At 57.6% G+C, this 17,888-nt stretch carries 14 protein-coding genes; 10 read left to right on the forward strand and 4 right to left on the reverse strand.

The window, feature by feature from the left end; translation table 11 throughout:
* Nucleotides 1-30: 30 nt before the first annotated feature.
* The 4 genes from FHG12_RS17280 to FHG12_RS17295 all read left to right on the forward strand — a co-directional run bounded on the left by FHG12_RS17280 (nt 31) and on the right by FHG12_RS17295 (nt 4,846).
* Nucleotides 31-771, forward strand: a complete 741-nt coding sequence (locus tag FHG12_RS17280; RefSeq protein ID WP_139516912.1) for a hypothetical protein — start codon at nt 31-33, stop codon at nt 769-771.
* Nucleotides 772-789: 18 nt separating this feature from the next.
* Entirely contained in the window at nt 790-2,484 is a 1,695-nt protein-coding gene (locus FHG12_RS17285) for a hypothetical protein (protein ID WP_139516913.1), read from the forward strand.
* A gap of 8 nt (nt 2,485-2,492) precedes the next feature.
* Entirely contained in the window at nt 2,493-3,746 is a 1,254-nt protein-coding gene (locus FHG12_RS17290; protein ID WP_139516914.1) for a radical SAM protein, read from the forward strand.
* An 86-nt stretch (nt 3,747-3,832) separates the two neighbouring features.
* Entirely contained in the window at nt 3,833-4,846 is a 1,014-nt protein-coding gene (locus tag FHG12_RS17295; protein WP_139516915.1) for a methyltransferase, read from the forward strand.
* A 138-nt stretch (nt 4,847-4,984) separates the two neighbouring features.
* Here FHG12_RS17295 and FHG12_RS17300 read toward each other — a convergent pair whose 3' ends face one another.
* A complete protein-coding gene (locus FHG12_RS17300) occupies nt 4,985-5,419 on the reverse strand; it encodes a nucleoside deaminase (protein WP_139516916.1) in 435 nt (144 codons plus the stop codon).
* 100 nt (nt 5,420-5,519) lie between these two features.
* Nucleotides 5,520-8,495 (reverse strand): PD-(D/E)XK nuclease family protein, encoded by a 2,976-nt coding sequence (locus FHG12_RS17305; protein WP_139516917.1) that lies wholly within the window; start codon nt 8,493-8,495, stop codon nt 5,520-5,522.
* 33 nt (nt 8,496-8,528) lie between these two features.
* Here FHG12_RS17305 and FHG12_RS17310 point away from each other — a divergent pair, with 33 nt between their 5' ends.
* From FHG12_RS17310 to FHG12_RS17325, 4 genes are all read left to right on the forward strand, one after another.
* Nucleotides 8,529-8,852, forward strand: a complete 324-nt coding sequence (locus FHG12_RS17310; RefSeq protein WP_139516918.1) for a hypothetical protein — start codon at nt 8,529-8,531, stop codon at nt 8,850-8,852.
* Between the two features lie 165 nt (nt 8,853-9,017).
* Entirely contained in the window at nt 9,018-10,379 is a 1,362-nt protein-coding gene (locus FHG12_RS17315) for a TolC family protein (protein ID WP_139516919.1), read from the forward strand.
* A gap of 11 nt (nt 10,380-10,390) precedes the next feature.
* Entirely contained in the window at nt 10,391-11,560 is a 1,170-nt protein-coding gene (locus FHG12_RS17320; protein WP_139516920.1) for an efflux RND transporter periplasmic adaptor subunit, read from the forward strand.
* Nucleotides 11,561-11,582: 22 nt separating this feature from the next.
* A complete protein-coding gene (locus FHG12_RS17325; protein ID WP_139516921.1) occupies nt 11,583-14,876 on the forward strand; it encodes an efflux RND transporter permease subunit in 3,294 nt (1,097 codons plus the stop codon).
* A gap of 41 nt (nt 14,877-14,917) precedes the next feature.
* Here the strand turns inward: FHG12_RS17325 and FHG12_RS17330 are convergent, their stop codons facing one another.
* Nucleotides 14,918-15,586 (reverse strand): VOC family protein, encoded by a 669-nt coding sequence (locus tag FHG12_RS17330; protein ID WP_139516922.1) that lies wholly within the window; start codon nt 15,584-15,586, stop codon nt 14,918-14,920.
* Between the two features lie 80 nt (nt 15,587-15,666).
* Here FHG12_RS17330 and FHG12_RS17335 point away from each other — a divergent pair, with 80 nt between their 5' ends.
* Nucleotides 15,667-16,587: an alpha/beta hydrolase gene (locus tag FHG12_RS17335; RefSeq protein WP_139516923.1), complete on the forward strand. Its 921-nt coding sequence runs from the start codon at nt 15,667-15,669 to the stop codon at nt 16,585-16,587.
* Here FHG12_RS17335 and FHG12_RS17340 read toward each other — a convergent pair.
* Nucleotides 16,576-16,908 carry a hypothetical protein gene (locus tag FHG12_RS17340; RefSeq protein ID WP_139516924.1) on the reverse strand — a complete coding sequence of 111 codons (333 nt, stop codon included), beginning with the start codon at nt 16,906-16,908 and terminating at the stop codon, nt 16,576-16,578. The genes FHG12_RS17335 and FHG12_RS17340 overlap by 12 nt on opposite strands.
* Nucleotides 16,909-17,206: 298 nt before the next feature.
* Here FHG12_RS17340 and FHG12_RS17345 point away from each other — a divergent pair, with 298 nt between their 5' ends.
* Nucleotides 17,207-17,884: a response regulator gene (locus FHG12_RS17345; protein ID WP_139516925.1), complete on the forward strand. Its 678-nt coding sequence runs from the start codon at nt 17,207-17,209 to the stop codon at nt 17,882-17,884.
* Nucleotides 17,885-17,888 lie beyond the last annotated feature (4 nt).

Below are 17,888 nucleotides of genomic sequence, written 5' to 3' on the forward strand. Positions count from 1 at the left end.
TTACATCCCTGTCAGGCCCAGGATCTGATCGTGCGCTCCAACGGTACAAGCCTTGAAGCGCAGGTGCTGGACGTAAAAGGCACCCAGATTTTCTATAAAAAGTGGGCCGAGCGCGACGGCCCTACCGTGGTGCTCAGCACAGAATACGTGCAGTACATTCTGTATCAGAATGGCGTGAAGCGCACCTTTGAGCAGCACACGCCTGCGGCCAGCACGTTGCCGGTCGAAACCGTGAACTTGGGACAGAACATCGTTTCCGTCCGGCCCGCCGACCTAATTTTTACCAACCTGACTCTGGCCTACGAACGGCTGTTGCGCGCCAACCGGCTGGGCATCAAAGTGCCAGTTACCGTGGGCATCAATCACCGTGGGCCGGGCTACGACTTCAGCTCGGCCTATTATCAGCACAACAAAGTCTTCAGCACCGGCCTCGAAGTGAACTTTTACCTCAGCCCCGCCGAGCGTTTTCGCTATTTCGTGGGGCCTGCCGTGCAATGGGGGCGCTTCCGCTATCTGTACGTCGGGCGCTACGACTACACCGGCGGCCAGCCGCCCCAAATGCAAAATCGTGTGGGGCAGCATTGGGCTGTCCTGGCCAATGCCGGGGTGTGGTATCAGATAAACGAGCGCCTGGTCTTCACCGCCGACGGCGGCGTAGGGTGGCAAACCAAGAAAATTGACCGAAATGGTAACACGTTCATTATAAGTCAATTAGATACTAATCGCTGGTTCAGGGTTTCGGGCAATCTCAACTTGGGCTATCAATTCTAACCTCAGCAACGGCACTCCATGAACCATGCGCTCCTTTCGGCTTGCCTGCGGGCACGGCTGCTTTCCGTACTGCGTCGGCGCCCGGTAGCCCGGCTTTTTTCTTGGTTTACGCTGCTAGCCATGCTGCCGCTGCACCTGAGCTGCCACAACTTTTACCGCACCCGCAGCCAGGAAGTAAGCGCACCTGTGCTGACCACGCTGGCGGCTTCTAAAGTGTTTTTGGTGCACCAGGGCAGTCTTATCTGGCAGCTGGCCAATCCGCGCCTCAACGGCGAGATGCTCGAAGGCACCAAAACCGAGCTCTACGAGCCGCTTACCAAGTACGACCAGACCGGAGCGCAAGGTACTTCTCCGCGCTACTTGCTCAAAGACAAAAAGGTGGTTCTGAACTTGGTACACGTCTACATCTCGGAATACCAAGAGGGCGAGGGCTCCCAGATTCGCATTCCGGTAGCCGCCATTCAGCGCATTGATCTGGTGGAAAGCGACACGGGCAAAACCACGGCTTCGTACCTGCTCGGGGGCTTGGGTATTGCGGCGGGCGTGTTTGTGCTCGTGGGCATCATCGTGGCACTCACCAAAAGCTCGTGCCCGTTTGTGTATGCCTACGATGGCAGCCAGTACCACTTCGTAGGCGAAGCTTATGGCGGCGCCATTTTCGCTCCCTTGGAGCGCGACGACTATATGCCGGTGCCTGGTATTCAGGCGGTAGGACAACAATATCGGCTAAAGCTGAGCAACGAACTACAGGAGCGCCAGTTTACCAATCTGGCTGAGCTTTTGGTAGTTGAGCACCCCGCCAACACGAACGTACTGCTGGATCAGCGCGGTGGGGCGCACACCATCAGCCGTCCGCAGGCGGCCGTTAGCGCCGTATCGGCTGCGGGGCTTGACTGCTCGCCCCAACTGCGGGCACCCGACCGAAATGCGTTTCTGTTCAACGAAGAGCCGGCCAACGCCGCCCCCAACAGCCTGACGCTGACCTTTGACAAACCCGCGCAGGCAAGCACGGCCAAGCTGGTGTTGCGGGCGCAAAACTCGCTGTGGCTGGATTATCTCTACGGCGAATTTGCCAAGAAATTCGGCTCGTATTACACCGCCTGGGCGCTCAAAGAGAAACAGCTCCCGGCCGCGGAAATCAATCGTTGGATGCTCGACCAAGGTTTGCCGCTGAAGGTGTACGTCGAAACAAAGCAGGGCTGGCAATTGGTGGAGCACATTCCCACGGTCGGACCATTGGCCGCGCGTGACCTGCTGATACCCATTGATTTAGCGAACGTGACTTCCTCGCAGGTGCGCGTGAAGCTGGAGGCGGGCTTTATGTTTTGGGAGCTGGACTACGCCGCCCTGGACAGCAGCCCTGATCAGCCGATTACACTGGAAAAATGCCTGCCCCAGCGTGCCATTGACGAAAAAGGCATCAACCAGCGCGACAACCTAGCCGCCACCGACGGCCGGTACTTGCAACAGTTGCAGCCCGGCATGGAAGTCACGCTTGCCTACCAAACCAAACGTGCAGCCCCGGCCGCCCAGACCCGCCGAACTGCCTTCCTGCACACCCGCGGCTACTACGAGCACATTCGTCGGTACGAAGGACTGCCCAACCTGCCCGAGCTGTACGCCTTCCGCAAGCCGGGGCGCTTCGTAGAATTTTCGAAGGAGAAATACCACGAAATGGCCCAACAGCTTCACCTCACCGCGATGCAACGCTAACGCCCTCTATGGAAGCCCCCACACTTTTCGCGCTCCCGGTGCTGGATGCCGCTCTGCCCAAGGCCCCGGTGGCCGCCTGCCCGTACTCCGTGCCCACGTTGCGGCCGACCATACTGACTTCGCGGCTGAAAAAGCGGTTGCTCGGCGGCCTTTTTGCGCTGGTCGAAGCTGGTCTGTTGGTGCGCTTTCTGCGCAGCCCAGCTAAGGCCCGGCAGGCGTTGAAACAACTTCAAGTGCTTCGGCGGCAATACTTTGGCGAATTTGTGCCGCAGAAAATGGCCTGCGTCGATGGCCGGTATTATCGCGGCTACCACAGTCCGGGCTGGCCCTCGGCGGCGTACACGTCCTACGTAGCTACGGCCATCAACCGCATCGTGCCGTTTCGCCCCGCCCCGGCAGCCACTCTGAACATGGTGTTTCTAGCCATTACCAAAAAGTGCCCCCTGGCTTGCGAGCATTGCTTTGAGTGGGAGGCCCTTAACCAAAAGGAAAAGCTCACGCTCGCCGACCTGCACGCATTGGTGGCCACCTTCCAGCAGAAAAACGTCACCCAGATTTTTTTCAGCGGCGGCGAGCCCATGCTACGCATTCACGACCTAGTGCCGGTGATTGCGGCGGCCCAGCCCGGCACTGATTTCTGGGTGATCACGTCGGGCTTCAATTTCACGTTTGAGAACGCCCGCAAGCTCAAGCAGGCCGGCCTCACGGGTGTTTCCATTAGCCTCGATCACTATTTGCCCGAGCGGCACAATACCTTCCGCGGCTCGGAGAAAGCCTTTGAAAATGCCATGCAGGCCGCGACGTTCGCGCAGGAAGTAGGGCTGGTCGTCAACCTGGCGGTGTGCGTGACGCGAGAGTTTACGACCGAAGATAACTTGCTGAAATACGCGCAGTTAGCTCGCCAGTTGGGCGTGGCGTTTATTCAGCTGCTGGAGCCGCGCGCCGTGGGGCATTACGCCGCTCAGGACGTAGCCCTGAGCGGCGCCCAAACAGCCCTGCTCGACGAGTTTTACGAGCAGCTAAATTTCGATCCGGCGTACCACGATTGGCCCATGGTTACTTATTACGGCTACCACCAGCGCCGGCTGGGGTGCAGCGGGGCCGCCGATCGTTTCCTATACGTCGATACCGACGGCGACATGCACGCGTGCCCGTTCTGCCAGAAAAAAAGCGGCAGCGCGCTGGCCTGTGCCTCCCTCGACGAGTCGCTGGGGCAGGTCCGCAGCAACGGGTGCCAGTTGTTTCACCCTTCCTCAATTTGAATTTCGGCATGGTGCGCGGCGTCCTTGCGCGTAACCTGATGCTGACTACTCACGCCTACCCGAATCACCTTAAAACATAACCGCTTATGGCACAAGATCTTGCGCCCCCGGACCAATTGATGCAAAGGCTGTTCGGCTTTGCCGCGTCGCGTGCCATAAGTGTTTCAGCCGAGCTGGGCATTGCGGATTTGTTAAAAGCCGGCCCCAAAACAGCCGAAGAGTTGGCGCAGCTTACCGGCGTTCATGCGCGCTCGTTGTACAGGGTGTTGCGGGCTTGTGCCAGCATTGGCGTGTATGCGGAAGATGTCGAAAAGCGATTTTCCTTGACGCCCATGGCCGAGCCTTTGCAAAGCGATGTGCCGGGAAGCCTGCGGGCTTTCGCCATTATGATCACGACTGACTGGCAGTTTCAGACGTGGGCCGAGATGCCCTACAGCGTGAAAACGGGTAAGCCGGCGTTCGACAAAGTGCACGGCATGACGTCGTTTGAGTATTTCTGGAGCCACGAAAAAGCCGGCCAAGTATTCAACGACGCCATGACCAGCAACAGCGCTTTTGCCAGCGTTGCGGTCGTGAACGGGTACGACTTTTCGGGCATCTCCAAGCTAGTAGACGTGGGCGGCGGCCACGGCTTTTTGCTGGCGTCCATTTTGGCGCGGTATCCCAACGTGCAGGGTGTGCTCTACGATCGGCCCGTCATTGCCGCCGATGCCGAAAAGCTGTTGGCTGCGCACGGCGTGCGGGAGCGCTGCACGATTGAAGGCGGCGATTTTTTCGAGTCGGTGCCGACCGGTGGCGATGCCTACATCATGAAGCACATCATCCACGACTGGAACGACGAACAGTGCGTGACCATCCTCCAAAATTGCCGCCGGGCCATGAACAAGGGCGGCAAAGTGCTGGTGGTGGAAATGGTAGTGCCGGAAGGCAATATGCCCTCGCCCGCCAAATTCCTTGATTTACAGATGCTTCTGCTGTTGCCGGGCTGCGAGCGCACGGAAGCCGAATACCGCGTGCTGTTTGATAAGGCCGGCTTCGAGTTGGCCCGCATCGTACCTACGATGTCGCCCTTTAGCGTTTTGGAAGGGGTTAGCAAATAGAGAGGTTTAAATATTTTATTTATATAATGTATTGATTATCAATAGGTTGTATAAATAGATCCGTGAACCCGGCTGGCTATAAACAAAACGGGAGCGGCTACGCAGCCGCTCCCGTTTTGTGAGTTTCATAAGGCAAGCTTACAACTCCATGATATCTTCATTCCAAAGGGTAGGCTCGGCTTCGATAAACTCCTGCATCATTTCCACGCATTCGTCGAGGTTGAGATCGACTACTTCCACGCCGTGGCTTTCCAGAAACTCCCGCGACTCGCCAAACGTCCGCGACTCACCTACCACCACCTTCGGAATCTTGAACTGCACAATGGTGCCCGCGCACATGTAGCAAGGCATCAGGGTGGTATAGATGACGGTGTCGCGGTAGGTGCGCTGCCGCCCGGCGTTGAACAGGCAATCCATTTCGCCGTGCTTGATGGGATTGTCTTCCTGAACGCGCTTGTTGTGGCCGCGGGCCACGATTTTGCCGTCGCGGATGAGCACGGAGCCAATCGGGATGCCGCCTTCCCGGCGGCCCTGACGCGCCTCGTCGATGGCGGCTTGCATGAATTCGTCCATGGGGTAGTAGTTGAGGTAGTGCCTTTCAGCACAGCCTGGGGTGAGAGATAGCAGTTTGGGATTGCAAAATAGGGCAAATTCGGACAGGGAGGCCGAAAAGCTACCGCGCGCAAATGCCCCGGTACGGGCAAAATACGCACCGTTCCAGATCATCCGTTTTCCGGATTGGCTCCGCCGGATCTAAGATGGTCTGCACAAACCGCGCGAGCAGGGCTTCGCCTTTTTCTACAAACGACTGCCCATCCTGGGTCAGGAACTCCATGTCGGCCGTCATCGGGCCGGCGCTAAGGTTGCGCAGCGAAATGATGGCTGCGTTGGCGGCAGGCCGGTTTTCGCGCTCCAGCATGAAGCGATAGAGCCAGAGCTGCCGGACTTTGTCGGCGGTAGTGGTCGCCTCCGTGACCAAGCGCTCGGTGGCCGCCGCGGCATCTTCGCCGCGCTTTTGCAGCTTCAGGTCGTAGGCCTGCACCATGCCCGTTTTGTAGTCCACCACGCGCAAGCGGCCGTCGGGCAGCTCGTCGAGGCGGTCGGTGAAGCCGTACACGCGCACCATCAGCGCTTCGCCATCGGCCAACGTCACAGGCACGAACGTTTCGAGAATTTCTTCCAGCGCAGCTACGCGGAGCGGCAAGGCGCCGGGTTGCTCAAGCAGGCTTTCGAGGTAACGCCGCACGAGTTGGGCCGCAACTTGCCCCAGCACGTGATTCAGGCCTTCGTCGGGGCGAGCGTGGCGATCTTTTTCCTCCTTGCGCATGGCCCGCTCTACTTCGGCGGGCACCAGCTTGAGCAAGCCCGGAATATCGGCTGCCGTAATGGCCTGTTTATCCTGTAGATAGGGGCGCATCAGGTTTTCCAGCGCCTCGTGCACCACCGTGCCGAAACCATCCGCGCCTAGGCGCTCTTCGACTTCTTCGGCTTCCTGAAACTTGGCCAGTCGTGCGAAGTAGAATTGTAACGAGCAGGTAATGAACTGGTTAAGTGCCGAAGGAGAAAGGCCACGCTCCAATACCCCGCGCAAACCCGCCAGCATTTCGGCGTCCTTTTCCAGCACCAGATCGCCGCCGTATTCGCGGTGCCCGGCCGAGTCAGGTGCGTCGTCTTCCACGCTGGCCACCAAGTCGCGCAGCACCATGCTGGGGTTTTGAGGCAGCAAGTCGTTCTCAATTTGGAGCAAAAACCGACTGCGCTCGCCGGTGCGCGTGCCCTCGGCGCCGGGCAATACGTGCAGCAGATCGATCTTGCGGGCGCGCTGCAACAACCGCCAGAACTGGTGCGCGGTAGCCGCTTCGTGATCGGCGTAAGTCGGCATTTTAAACTGCGTGAGCACGTCGTAGGGGAAAAGCGAACTGTGGCGCTTGGGCGCGGGCAGCACGTTTTCGTTGCAGCTCAGAATGATGATGTGGTCGAAGTCCAGGGCGCGGGTTTCCAGCAACCCCATCACTTGTACGTCGGCGATGGGCTCGCCGGAAAAGGGCAGGCGCGTGCGGGCCATCTGCTCGTACAGAAACCGCCGAAACGAGCGCACCGACAGCCGTTGCTCCCGGCAGTCGAACACCGAATCGAGCCGCTTGACCAGCGTGAAAAACAAGAACAAGTACTCGGCCTCAATAGCCGAATGCTGATCCTGATAGGCCTTTTTGAGCAAATCAATAAGCGTGTAGCAGGCCGCGATGATGTCGTCGCAGTTGTCCCAGGTAGCAAAGAGCGCCTGTATCAGCGGGTGCTGCTTGCCAATTTCCAGCAGCTCGCTGGCGGGCAGCAACACGGCGTTGCGCTTCACAATCTGGTTGCAGACGTATTCCAGCAGGCCTTGGTATTGTGGGGTATCCGCTTGTTTGTCAAGCCATTGCTGGTAACGACGCAAAAATGGGTGTTGCAGCAGCTTCGTGACCGCCAAATGATGATAGCGCGGCACGCCGTAGCCGGTTTCCGGCGACCCTTCCCGAATGCCGGTCAGGTGTACTTCAAACAGCAGATCGACCAGGTTGAACAGCGGCGTGCTCTGAAAGCTCAAACCCATCGTCACGTTGTACTCCGGCACAGCATCGGGCGGCAGGCCGTGGAGCACGGGCAAGAGCAGCGTTTCGTCGGGCAGCACCACGGCTACTTTGGCCTTGGGGTTCTGTCGGCGCGATTCGGCCAGCAACTGCCCGGCCACTTTGCCCTGCATGGAGGCATTGGCCACGCCCACAAACTGCACTTCGCGCGGCAACGAACGCAACAAATCGGCCGGGCCGCCGAAGTTTTCGTTGGGCAAATCCCACTGCTTGCGGTAGCGGCGCAAGTGCTGGCCGGCGCGGTTAGGCGAGTCGTTGTCCATGTAAAACGCGTCGCCATCGAAGCGCACCTCGGCGCGGCCTTCTTTCAGCAGCAAGCGAATGAGCTTTTCCTCGGCCCGCGACAACGAGCCCAAGCCCAGGAAAATATGCTTCGCCACTGCGTCGCCGTTTTCCAAGCGGTTCTGCATTCTATTGACTGCCAAGCGATAGGCTAAGCCCGGATAGGCCAGCCGGTCTTGTTCCATGCGCTTGCGCAGGCGCCAGTACACTTTCTCCAGGTCGTCCCAGAAGCGGAAATACTGGGCCGTGGTGCTGGCCTCATTAGGTTCCAAGGTCAAGTCCCAGCGTTCCAGGGCTTTGGCCTGGGTCAGGTAGTCGAACACCTTGGCGGGTGACGCCAGGTTTTGGTCGAGGTTGGAAAAGTCTTGCAGCAACAGCCCCGACCAACCCACAAACTGGTCAAAATCAAGGTTTTTGTCGACGCCGCGCAGGATGTCGAACAGCAAGAGTTGCAGCGCAATGGGTTCTTCTACCTGAACACCGGCCAATTCCACCATGTAGTCTTCCATGGCCGCCACCCGCGGCGACCACAGCGCCGAACCTGCATCAGCGGCCAGCGACAGCTCGTTTTTGAGGTAGACCACCGCCCGGCGCGTCGGCACTACTACTACCAAGTCCGAGAGTTCGGAGCCGGGAAACCGCGCGACCAGATCGCGGGCCGTTTGGGTAAGAAAAGGCAATGTAGCGGTGGCTTCCAGCGAAGGCGAAAGGGGCGGCGTGGAGAGGGTAGAGGGCATAAAGCGAGCGGTAAACTATCCTTTAAAGGTACGGTGCATTCGGCGGATCGCCGCGCCGATGAGGCCCGCCGTCCGGATGCAACGGAGCTGTCGCATCCGGTGTCTCTGGTGCTTGGTACCGCCTGCCGCGCCGCTTTTGAAGTTGCCCCGGCCTGCTGTTTGACCACGAAGAGGGGAGCCAAATGGGGCTGGCGGCGCGGCAAGGCAGTACTTTTTTTCCGGCGCAGAAACCGGCGTTCCAAGTTGATCAACAAGCATTTGGCGGCGCCCATCACCATGCAGTTGAAAAAATCCCAGAACAATTTGATGGGTCTGGCGCTTTTCCCACATGCCCGACCATTGCAGCGCCGAGCATAGCTTTTTAGCTTGTTTTATAACTAATTGATAATCAAGAATTTATATACAGTTAACAATACTAGCTAACTGCTCCAGCTTCGCCAACGTAGAAAGCCCTCGTTGTACGCCGACAGGGGTACCACTGGCAACGGGCTCGGGGGATGCATTCGGTTCAAACACTTTGTAATGAAATACACCAAACAGGTTCTGCTGCTGTGGCTGGGACTGATTTTTATCATGTCGGGCCCGGCCAGGGCGCAGGTGAAACCGGCTGGTACCTTACCGCCGCAAGCGACCTTGCAAGAATGCGTAGAATTTGCGTTGCGCAACCAACCCGTTATCCGCCAATCACTTATCGATCAGGAGATAGGGGAGCGCAACATCCGGATCGGGCTTTCCGAGTGGTTGCCCCAGATTCAGGGCACGGCCACTTACGGCCATAACCTGCTGCTGCCGACGTCGGTGCTGCCCAACTTTCAGGACCCGGCCGCCGGCCCGCAGCTGGTGCGCGTCGGCCTGAAAAACACGTCCACGCTGGGCCTGACCGGCAACCAGCTGCTGTTCAACAACGACGTGCTGCTGGCCGCCCGCTCGGCGCGCTTTATTCGGCTGCGCACCAGCCAAAACACCACGGCCTTCAAAATCGACGTGGTGACCAGCGTGAGCAAGGCCTTCTACGACATTCTGCTCACGCAGGAGCAGCTGCGGATTTTGCTCGAAGACATTCAGCGGCAGGAGCGGCAGGTGAAGGATGCGCAGGCCCAATACGACGTGGGCATCGTCGACAAAACCGACTTTCTGCGGGCCTCGATTTCGTTGAAAAACGCCTACGCCCAGCGTCGCACTACGGCCGAATCGCTTACTGGTAAGTATGCTTCCCTCAAGCAGTTAATGGGCTTGTCGCCGGAAAACAAGCTGGCCCTGACCTACGACACGCTCCAGATGGCGCGCGAAGTCCTGCTCGACACGACTACCCAGCTGGCCTACGAAAAGCGCATTGAGGTGCAGCAGCTCCAGACGCAGCAAAACCTGCAGCGCATCAACATCGACTATTACCGCTACGGTTTTTTGCCCTCGCTCAACGCCTACATCAACTACAACCGGGTTTACCAGAACAATAACTTCTCGGACCTCTACAGCCGGGCGTTTCCGAACTCGCAAACGGGCTTGCAACTGGCCGTGCCCATTTTTACTGGCACCCGGCGCCTGCAAAACCTGAAGATCGCGCAGCTCCAGCAAGACCGGCTCGACCTGGATTTGTATGATACTAAAAACCAGATCAATACCGAATACCAGCAAGCGCTGGCTACCTACAAAGGCGCTTTCAATGAGCTGAACGTGCTGCAGCAAAACCTGCAGGATGCCAAGGAAGTGTACCGCATTCTTAACCTGCAATACCGCGAGGGAATTCGCACGTTTCTGGACGTGATCATCGCCGAAACCGACCTGCGTACGGCCCAGCTCAATTATTACAACGCCATGTTCAACGTGCTCTCCAGCAAGCTGGATGTGCAGCGCGCCCTCGGCGACATCACCTTCAATCCGTAAGATCGGCTCTCATGAATCGGAATATCACGCGGCTGTTGCCCGTACTTATAAGCTCCGTACTCGTTGCCTCGTGTGGCAACAAGAAGGAAGAAGAGGCCAAAAAGAATGCCCCGCCGCCGCCCGTTTCGGTAGCCGTGTACAAAGTAGACGAAGAGCCTATAGTGGCACTCGATACGTATCCCGGCACGGTGGTTCCGCTGAACGAAGTGGAAATACGGGCTGAGGTAAATGGTTATCTGACAGATATTTATGTAAAAGACGGTCAGCGCGTTACCAAAGGGCAGAAGCTTTACGCCATCGACCGTACTCGCTATGCGGCGGCCTACAACCAGGCCCAGGCGCAGCTACAGGTAGCCCAAACTAACTACGCCCGCGTGGCCAAAGATGCCCAGCGCTACAACCGCCTGGCGCAGCAAGATGCCATTGCCCTGCAACAAGTGGACGTGGCCAACGCCAACGCCGCCAACGCCGCCTCGCAGATAGCGGCGGCCCGCGCCGCCGTGAGCAGCGTAGCCCTCGACCTGCGCCATTCTGTGCTCACGGCCCCACTCAGCGGCACCATCGGCATTACGCAGGTGCGCTTGGGTGGCTTGGTGAGTCAGGGCACTACGCTGATAAACACCATCTCGTCGGAGAGCCCGATTGCGGTCGATGTGAGTATTGCTGAGCAGGATATTCCGCGCTTTGCCAAGCTGCAACAAAACGCCGGCATTCACCGCGACTCGTTGTTTACGCTGGTTCTGGCTGGTAATCAAGAATATAAGCAAGCCGGCAAAATCGTGACCATCGACCGGGCCGTGGACCCGCAAACCGGCACGCTGCGCGTCCGGATTCAGTTTCCAAACCCCGACCGCATGCTCAAAGCTGGTATGAACTGTACGCTGCGCGTGCTCAACTCCGATACGGGCAACCAACTTACCATCCCGTTTAAGGCCGTAACCGAGCAAATGGGCGAGTACTTCGTGTACGTGCTCGGCGACAGCAGCAAAGTAGCCCAGCGCAAAGTAGCGCTCGGCACGCGTGTGAAGGACAAAGTAGTAGTGCGTCAGGGGCTTAAGGAAAACGAAACCATCGTCAGCGAGGGCATCCAGAACTTGCGCGAAGGGGCCGCAGTCCGTGTCGGCGACCCCAACCAGCCTGCGGCTGCGCCTCAGGAAGGCAAGCCCACGGCGGCCAAATAATGTATTCTAGCGCCCGCAAAGCATGATTTCAGACGTTTTTATCAGGCGCCCGGTCACGGCCATCGTCATCTCCATTGTCATTCTGATTGTGGGCGTGTTGTCGATCCTGAACCTGCCGGTCAGCCAATACCCTAACATTTCGCCGCCCGTCGTCCAGATTTCGGGCAGCTACACCGGGGCCGACGCCCAAACGGTGGAGCAGACCGTAATGACGCCCATCGAAACGCAGGTAAACGGTACGCCCGGAATGGCCTACCTGCAAAGCAACGGCACCAACGACGGTCGCGTTTCGACCAACGTCACCTTCGACATTGGCACCAACGTCGACATTGCCGCGCTCGACGTGCAGAACCGCGTGAGCGTAGCCGAGCCCACGCTGCCCGACGAAATCAAGCGCCTGGGCCTGACGGTGAAGAAGCGGAACCCGACCACGCTGATGGTGCTGGCAATCTATTCGCCCAAGCGCAGCCACAGCACCGCTTTCCTCGACAACTACACCAACGTGTACGTGCGCGACGCCCTCTTGCGCGTGCCCGGCGTAGGCGACGTTACGGCTCTGGGTCAGGACTTTAGCATGCGCATTTGGCTCAAGCCCGACAAGATGGCCCAACTCGGCCTCAACGTAACGGACGTGACCAATGCTCTGCGCGAGCAGAACGTGCAGGTGGCAGCCGGCTCGGTGGGCACGGCGCCGCAGTATTCGAGTCAGGCTTTTCAGTACACGATCATCGTGAACGGGCGCCTCAACAAAGTCGAGGAGTTCGAGAACATCGTGGTGCGCACCAAGCCCGAAGATGGGTCGGTGGTGTACCTCAAAGACGTGGCCCGCGTGCAACTCGGCCAGTTTGACTACTCGCGCTACAACACCACCAACGGCATCCCGACGACGCTGCTGCTCATCAACCAAACGCCCGGCGGTAACGCCCTCGAAACGGCGAAGGGCATTTACGAAACGATGGATAACCTGAAGGCGAAGTTCCCGCCCGACGTTACGTATAAGGCTGCTTTTGAGTCGATTACGGTGGTGCAGGTATCCATCAAGGAAGTAATAGAAACCCTGCTCGAAGCCCTGGCGCTGGTAACCGTGGTGGTGTTCATCTTCCTGCAAAGCTGGCGCGCGACGCTCATCCCGATTCTGGCCATTCCGGTGGCAATTGTGGGCACGTTCATTCTATTTATTCCGCTGGGCTTTACCATTAACACGCTGACGCTCTTTGGCTTCGTGCTGGCCATTGGTATCGTGGTCGACGATGCCATTGTGGTGGTGGAAGCCGTGCAGCACTACATCGACAACGAACAGATCTCGGCCCGCGAAGCCACGTCCAAGGCCATGAAGGATATTACGGCGCCGGTAATTGCAATTGCCCTGATTCTGGCGGCGGTGTTTGTGCCGGTAGGCTTCATTCCGGGCATTGTGGGCAAATTATACCAGCAGTTTGCCATTACCATCGCCATTTCGGTGGTGATTTCGGCTTTTGTGGCCTTGTCGCTCACGCCGGCTCTGTGTTCGCTGCTGATGCGCCCGACCGAGCAACGGGAGGATTCGAAGGGCCTGAACAAGCTGTTCTATAGATTCAACAAATGGTTTGAACGCACCACCGAACACTATTCCAACGGCGTAAAACGCGCGCTGAAAGCCACGCCGTTTGTCGTGATTCTGCTCGTGTGCGTGTATGCGGGGACGTTCCTGCTGTTTCGCTCCAAGCCTTCGGGCTTCATCCCGACCGAGGACGAAGGCCGCTTGTTTATCTCTGTCGAGTTGCCGCAGGGTGCTTCCAGCGCCCGTACCAAGGCCATTCTGGACCAGATGTCGAAGATCATCGGGGAGAAGGTGCCCGCCATCCGGGCCTATACGGCGGTGGGCGGCCTCAACGCCCTGAACTTTTCGTTTAAGCCCAGTAGCGGCACCTTCTTTATTCAGATGAAGCCGTGGGAAGAGCGCAAGGATGAGGCCGACCAGCTACAAGGCGTGATTGCTAGGCTCCAAAAAGAGTTTTCGGTGATCAAAGGCGCCAATATTGTGGTGGTGCCGCCGCCGGCCATTCCGGGCTTGGGCAACACGGGCGGCTTCAGCTTTCAGCTGGAGCAGCGCGAGGGCAACACCGATATCAAGGCTTTTGAAGCGGTGGTAAACAAGTTTGTAGCCACTGCCAACCAGCGCCCCGAAATCGGGCGAGCATTTACCTTTTTTACCGCCAAAACGCCTGGCTACCAAGTAATTGTCGATCGGGAGAAGGCGAAAAAGCTGGGCGTTCCGCTGACTAATATTTTCACGACGCTCTCCACGTACATGGGCAGCGCCTACATCAACGACTTCACCAAATACGGCCGCAACTACCGCGTCGTCGCGCAGGCCGATACCTTCTATCGTAAGGACATTGCCGACGTGGGCAGCTATTACGTGCTCAACCAACAAGGGCAAAACGTGCCGCTTAGCTCGCTGATTACCAGCAAAGTAGTAGAGAACGCGCCCTTGATTTCGCACTACAACCTGTTCCGCGCCGCCGAGATCAACGGCGATGCCAAACCCGGCTATAGTTCGGGGCAGGCTATTGCGGCGCTGCAGGAAGTGGCTTCCGAAACGCTGCCCGCTGGCTACGGCTTCGACTTCTCGGGCCTGAGCCGCGAGGAAATCAGCTCCGGCAACAGCACAATCATCATCTTCTCGTTGTCGATTGTGTTTGTATTCCTTTTGCTAGCAGCACTTTATGAAAGCTGGTCGGTGCCGTTTTCAGTATTGCTGGCCGTGCCGCTGGGCGCTTTCGGGGCCATCGTGGCGCTTACGTTTTTGCCCAAACTCACCAACAACGTGTATGCCCAGATCGGTCTGATTACGCTGATTGGTTTGTCGGCCAAAAACGCCATTCTGATTGTCGAATTTGCCAAAGAGCGCGTCGATTGGGGCATGAACGTGGTCGAGGCGACCATGGAGGCCGTGAAGCTGCGCCTGCGCCCAATCATTATGACGTCGCTGGCGTTTATTTTGGGCGTGCTACCGTTGGCATTCGCCTCAGGCGCGGGCGCCGTATCGCGCCAAACCATCGGCTGGACCGTGACAGGCGGGATGCTAGCGGCTACGTTCTTGGCCATTTTCACGGTGCCGGTGCTGTTTGTCGGCATTACGAAGCTGGCTTACGGCAAGAAAAAACTGGCTGAGCTTGAGGCTACGTACAAACCGGAAGAGCATGGCCACGCGGTTCACGGCTCCAAGGAGCCCAATACGCCGCCCGAAGGCCCGGCCGAAGACGCTAAAAACGACGTTGCGACCGAAGAGAAAAAACGCAAAGTGCAAACGCCGCCGGAGCTAGGCACCTAAGCCTGACTTAACAAGTTGACTAAAGAAGGGCAAAACACGAGTTATTGATAATCAATAACTCGTGTTTTGCCCTTTTCTTCAAATACTACCCTGATTCCGAAACGCTCGGCGGGCCGACCGGTGGGCAGCCAGCCTCGCCCGATGGTCGGCATGATGAACAGGCCAGTATCATCGCCCATTACCACGAATTCGGGCAAGCGGGGACCGCGCACGAAGTACGGCACGTCGTATTGTCGGTGGATCGCCTCGGCGCTCTGCGGCGCATTGGGGGTTGGAAGGCCAATTTCGTTCAGGCCCAGAAAGCAAGCCGAAGAGAAGCCGTTCGCAACGGCGTTGGGCAAGTCGAAGCGGGCGATGCACTCCAGAATGTTGCCGTTGGGATCGTGAAAATAAAACGCCTTGGCGTTCCAGTTGGGGAAATCGAGAATGGTGCCGCCTTCCGGAGCCGGCAGGATGGTCGTGCGGGCGCTTATCCAAGCATGAGCTTCCGCTACTTGGTTGCTGGGAATGGTAAAGGCAAAATGATAAAATGGGCGTTGGGCAGCGTTGGAAAGACGAAAACTCAGCAGCGAGAAGCCCACCCGAAACGCCACCGACGTTTCTGTTTGGGCCTGAATAGGCAACTCCAGCAGTTCGGCGTAAAAGGCTGTGGTGGCAGCCAGATCGGCGGTTTGCAAATGCACTTCTTTCAGAATCATAGCTGTGGGCATGAAAGAGCGACTGTCGGTACTCCGATTTTCATCCGTTCCAGTAATTTGGGCGTATCAACCCTGACCTACCCTAATTTACCATGAAAAAACCGCTTCTTGCCGCTGCCTTAAGCTTTGTTACGCACCTTCTATTGGCTCAGAATCAGATTCTTCCGCTCTATCCCGGTACCGTTCCGGATTCGAAACCCAGCAGCGTTCAGGAAAAAAGTATAAAAGTGGCCGATGGCACCGAGCGCATCAGCAACGTGGTGCAGCCTACCTTGGCGGTGTATCAGCCGGAGAAAGGCAAGGCCAACGGCACGGCCGTAATTATCTGTCCGGGAGGAGGTTACAGCCGCTTGTCTATTGACGGGGAAGGCCGCGAAGTGGCTCAGCGCCTCAACACGATGGGCATCACAGCGTTTGTGCTGAAGTACCGCTTACCCGACGACCTAAGCCAGGTCGATAAGTCCATTGCGCCGCTGCTCGACGCTCAGCAGGCCCTGCGCATGGTGCGTCAGCAGGCCGCGAAGTACGGCGTCAACCCGCAGCGCGTGGGTATCATGGGCTTTTCGGCGGGTGGGCATCTGGCTTCTACGGCCGGCACGCACTTCACGAAGCCCGTAGGCGACACCAAGGATAACACCTCCGTGCGCCCCGATTTTCTGGTGCTGCTGTACCCCGTCATCAGCTTTTCCGACAGCCTCAAACACGCCGGCTCTCGCGATAACTTGATTGGCAAAACGCCCGATGCAACCCATACGAAGCTCTATTCCAACGAGTTGCAGGTGTCAGCCCAAACGCCGCCTACTTTCCTGGTCCATGCCCAGGACGACAAAACCGTGCCCGTGAAAAACAGCATCGTGTTTTACGAAGCTTGCCTGCACCACCAAGTGCCCACCGAAATGCACCTGTACCCGAAAGGCGGCCACGGCTTCGGGATGCACAACAAAACCACCAAAGACGATTGGGTGGCCAGCCTGCAAAATTGGTTTGATGCCAACGGCTGGCTAACGAAGTAGCGCATACGGGTCGTACGCCTGCCCGGCCCACCAGATTTCGGTGCCAATGGGCACTTCCCGAATCAGGTCGCTTTCCAGCAACAATACATGCTCGTCGTAGTAAGCCGGCGCGTCGTCTGCGCCGGTTTGCCGCGACATTTCCTCTATGCTGGCCGTGGCTGCCTCCTGATGCCCGTCGGGAAAAACCAAGTTTACTTCCAGCTTGGTATGCAGGTCGAACTTGCTCAGGGACTGTGTATTATCTTCTTGTGGGGTTACCAATAGCCCCAAGCCCGTCAGGCGAAAGCTGGACGCTACAGTCAGCAGAAGTTGCTTAGCCATGCTACATTTTTGTAAGGGGCGTAAGGCCGATTGCATAACCTGCCTGGCGGTCATGCTTTGCTCCTTCTCGGCATAAGGTTCTATGAATAGCATCAGCAGAAAAGTAATATAGTAGAGCATCTTGTGGTTGCCGCGGCTCCAAGACCTTGTTTTATTCTCTGCATACTTGCTCTATAGGTATAAGGAAGTACTTGAAAGTCAGCGAAAAGGATGCCTCAGCAAGCGCGGAATTACCTGTGCGCCTGAGGCGCAATTGCGTACCACTCAGCGACGGAAAAGCTACTTTTGCCCATCGCCTATGAAAATACTGCTGGTAGAAGACGAGCCCAAGCTGGCCTCCTTTGTGAAGAAAGGCTTTGAGAATGAAGGCTATGAGTTGGATATTGCCTACGACGGGCGCATGGGCCGCTCGCTGTTTCAGCAGCACGCCTACGAGGTGATTATCCTCGATATCAATCTGCCTTATATCAACGGGTTTGAGTTGTGTCGCCTCATCCGGGCCGACGACCCGCAGGTGCCTGTGCTGCTGCTCACCGCCCTGGACAGCCTCGACGACAAAGTAAGCGGCTTCGAGGCTGGTGCCGACGATTATTTGGTTAAACCTTTCGAATTCAAAGAGTTGCTACTGCGAACGCGGGCGTTGGCCAAACGCAACTCCGATGCCGGCAGCGTAAAGCGCCTGCTGCGCATTTCCGACCTGGAGCTGAATCTCGACTCCAAGACCGTGACGCGCAACCAGCAGCGCATCGACCTGACTACTAAGGAGTATGCTTTGCTCGAATACCTGCTGCTGAACCGCGGCAAGGTCATTTCGCGAGTCGATATTGCCGAGCGGGTCTGGGAACTGAATTTTGATACCAACACCAACGTCATCGACGTGTACGTGAGCTATCTGCGCAAGAAAATCGACCGCCATTTCAAGCCTAAGCTCATTCATACGGTGGTAGGCATGGGTTACGTAATGCGCGAAGGGTGAACCG

The sequence above is a fragment of the Hymenobacter jejuensis genome, from assembly GCF_006337165.1.
Lineage (GTDB): Bacteria > Bacteroidota > Bacteroidia > Cytophagales > Hymenobacteraceae > Hymenobacter > Hymenobacter jejuensis.

What these genes read in the sequence shown, in the direction of transcription:
- FHG12_RS17295 (WP_139516915.1), top strand. Translation starts at nt 3,833, where the DNA reads ATGGCACAAGATCTTGCGCCCCCGGACCAATTGATGCAAAGGCTGTTC.
- FHG12_RS17305 (WP_139516917.1), bottom strand. Translation starts at nt 8,495, where the DNA reads ATGCCCTCTACCCTCTCCACGCCGCCCCTTTCGCCTTCGCTGGAAGCC.
- FHG12_RS17300 (WP_139516916.1), bottom strand. Translation starts at nt 5,419, where the DNA reads ATGGACGAATTCATGCAAGCCGCCATCGACGAGGCGCGTCAGGGCCGC.
- FHG12_RS17320 (WP_139516920.1), top strand. Translation starts at nt 10,391, where the DNA reads ATGAATCGGAATATCACGCGGCTGTTGCCCGTACTTATAAGCTCCGTA.
- FHG12_RS17335 (WP_139516923.1), top strand. Translation starts at nt 15,667, where the DNA reads ATGAAAAAACCGCTTCTTGCCGCTGCCTTAAGCTTTGTTACGCACCTT.
- FHG12_RS17330 (WP_139516922.1), bottom strand. Translation starts at nt 15,586, where the DNA reads ATGCCCACAGCTATGATTCTGAAAGAAGTGCATTTGCAAACCGCCGAT.
- FHG12_RS17315 (WP_139516919.1), top strand. Translation starts at nt 9,018, where the DNA reads ATGAAATACACCAAACAGGTTCTGCTGCTGTGGCTGGGACTGATTTTT.
- FHG12_RS17340 (WP_139516924.1), bottom strand. Translation starts at nt 16,908, where the DNA reads ATGGCTAAGCAACTTCTGCTGACTGTAGCGTCCAGCTTTCGCCTGACG.
- FHG12_RS17345 (WP_139516925.1), top strand. Translation starts at nt 17,207, where the DNA reads ATGAAAATACTGCTGGTAGAAGACGAGCCCAAGCTGGCCTCCTTTGTG.
- FHG12_RS17325 (WP_139516921.1), top strand. Translation starts at nt 11,583, where the DNA reads ATGATTTCAGACGTTTTTATCAGGCGCCCGGTCACGGCCATCGTCATC.
- FHG12_RS17285 (WP_139516913.1), top strand. Translation starts at nt 790, where the DNA reads ATGAACCATGCGCTCCTTTCGGCTTGCCTGCGGGCACGGCTGCTTTCC.
- FHG12_RS17290 (WP_139516914.1), top strand. Translation starts at nt 2,493, where the DNA reads ATGGAAGCCCCCACACTTTTCGCGCTCCCGGTGCTGGATGCCGCTCTG.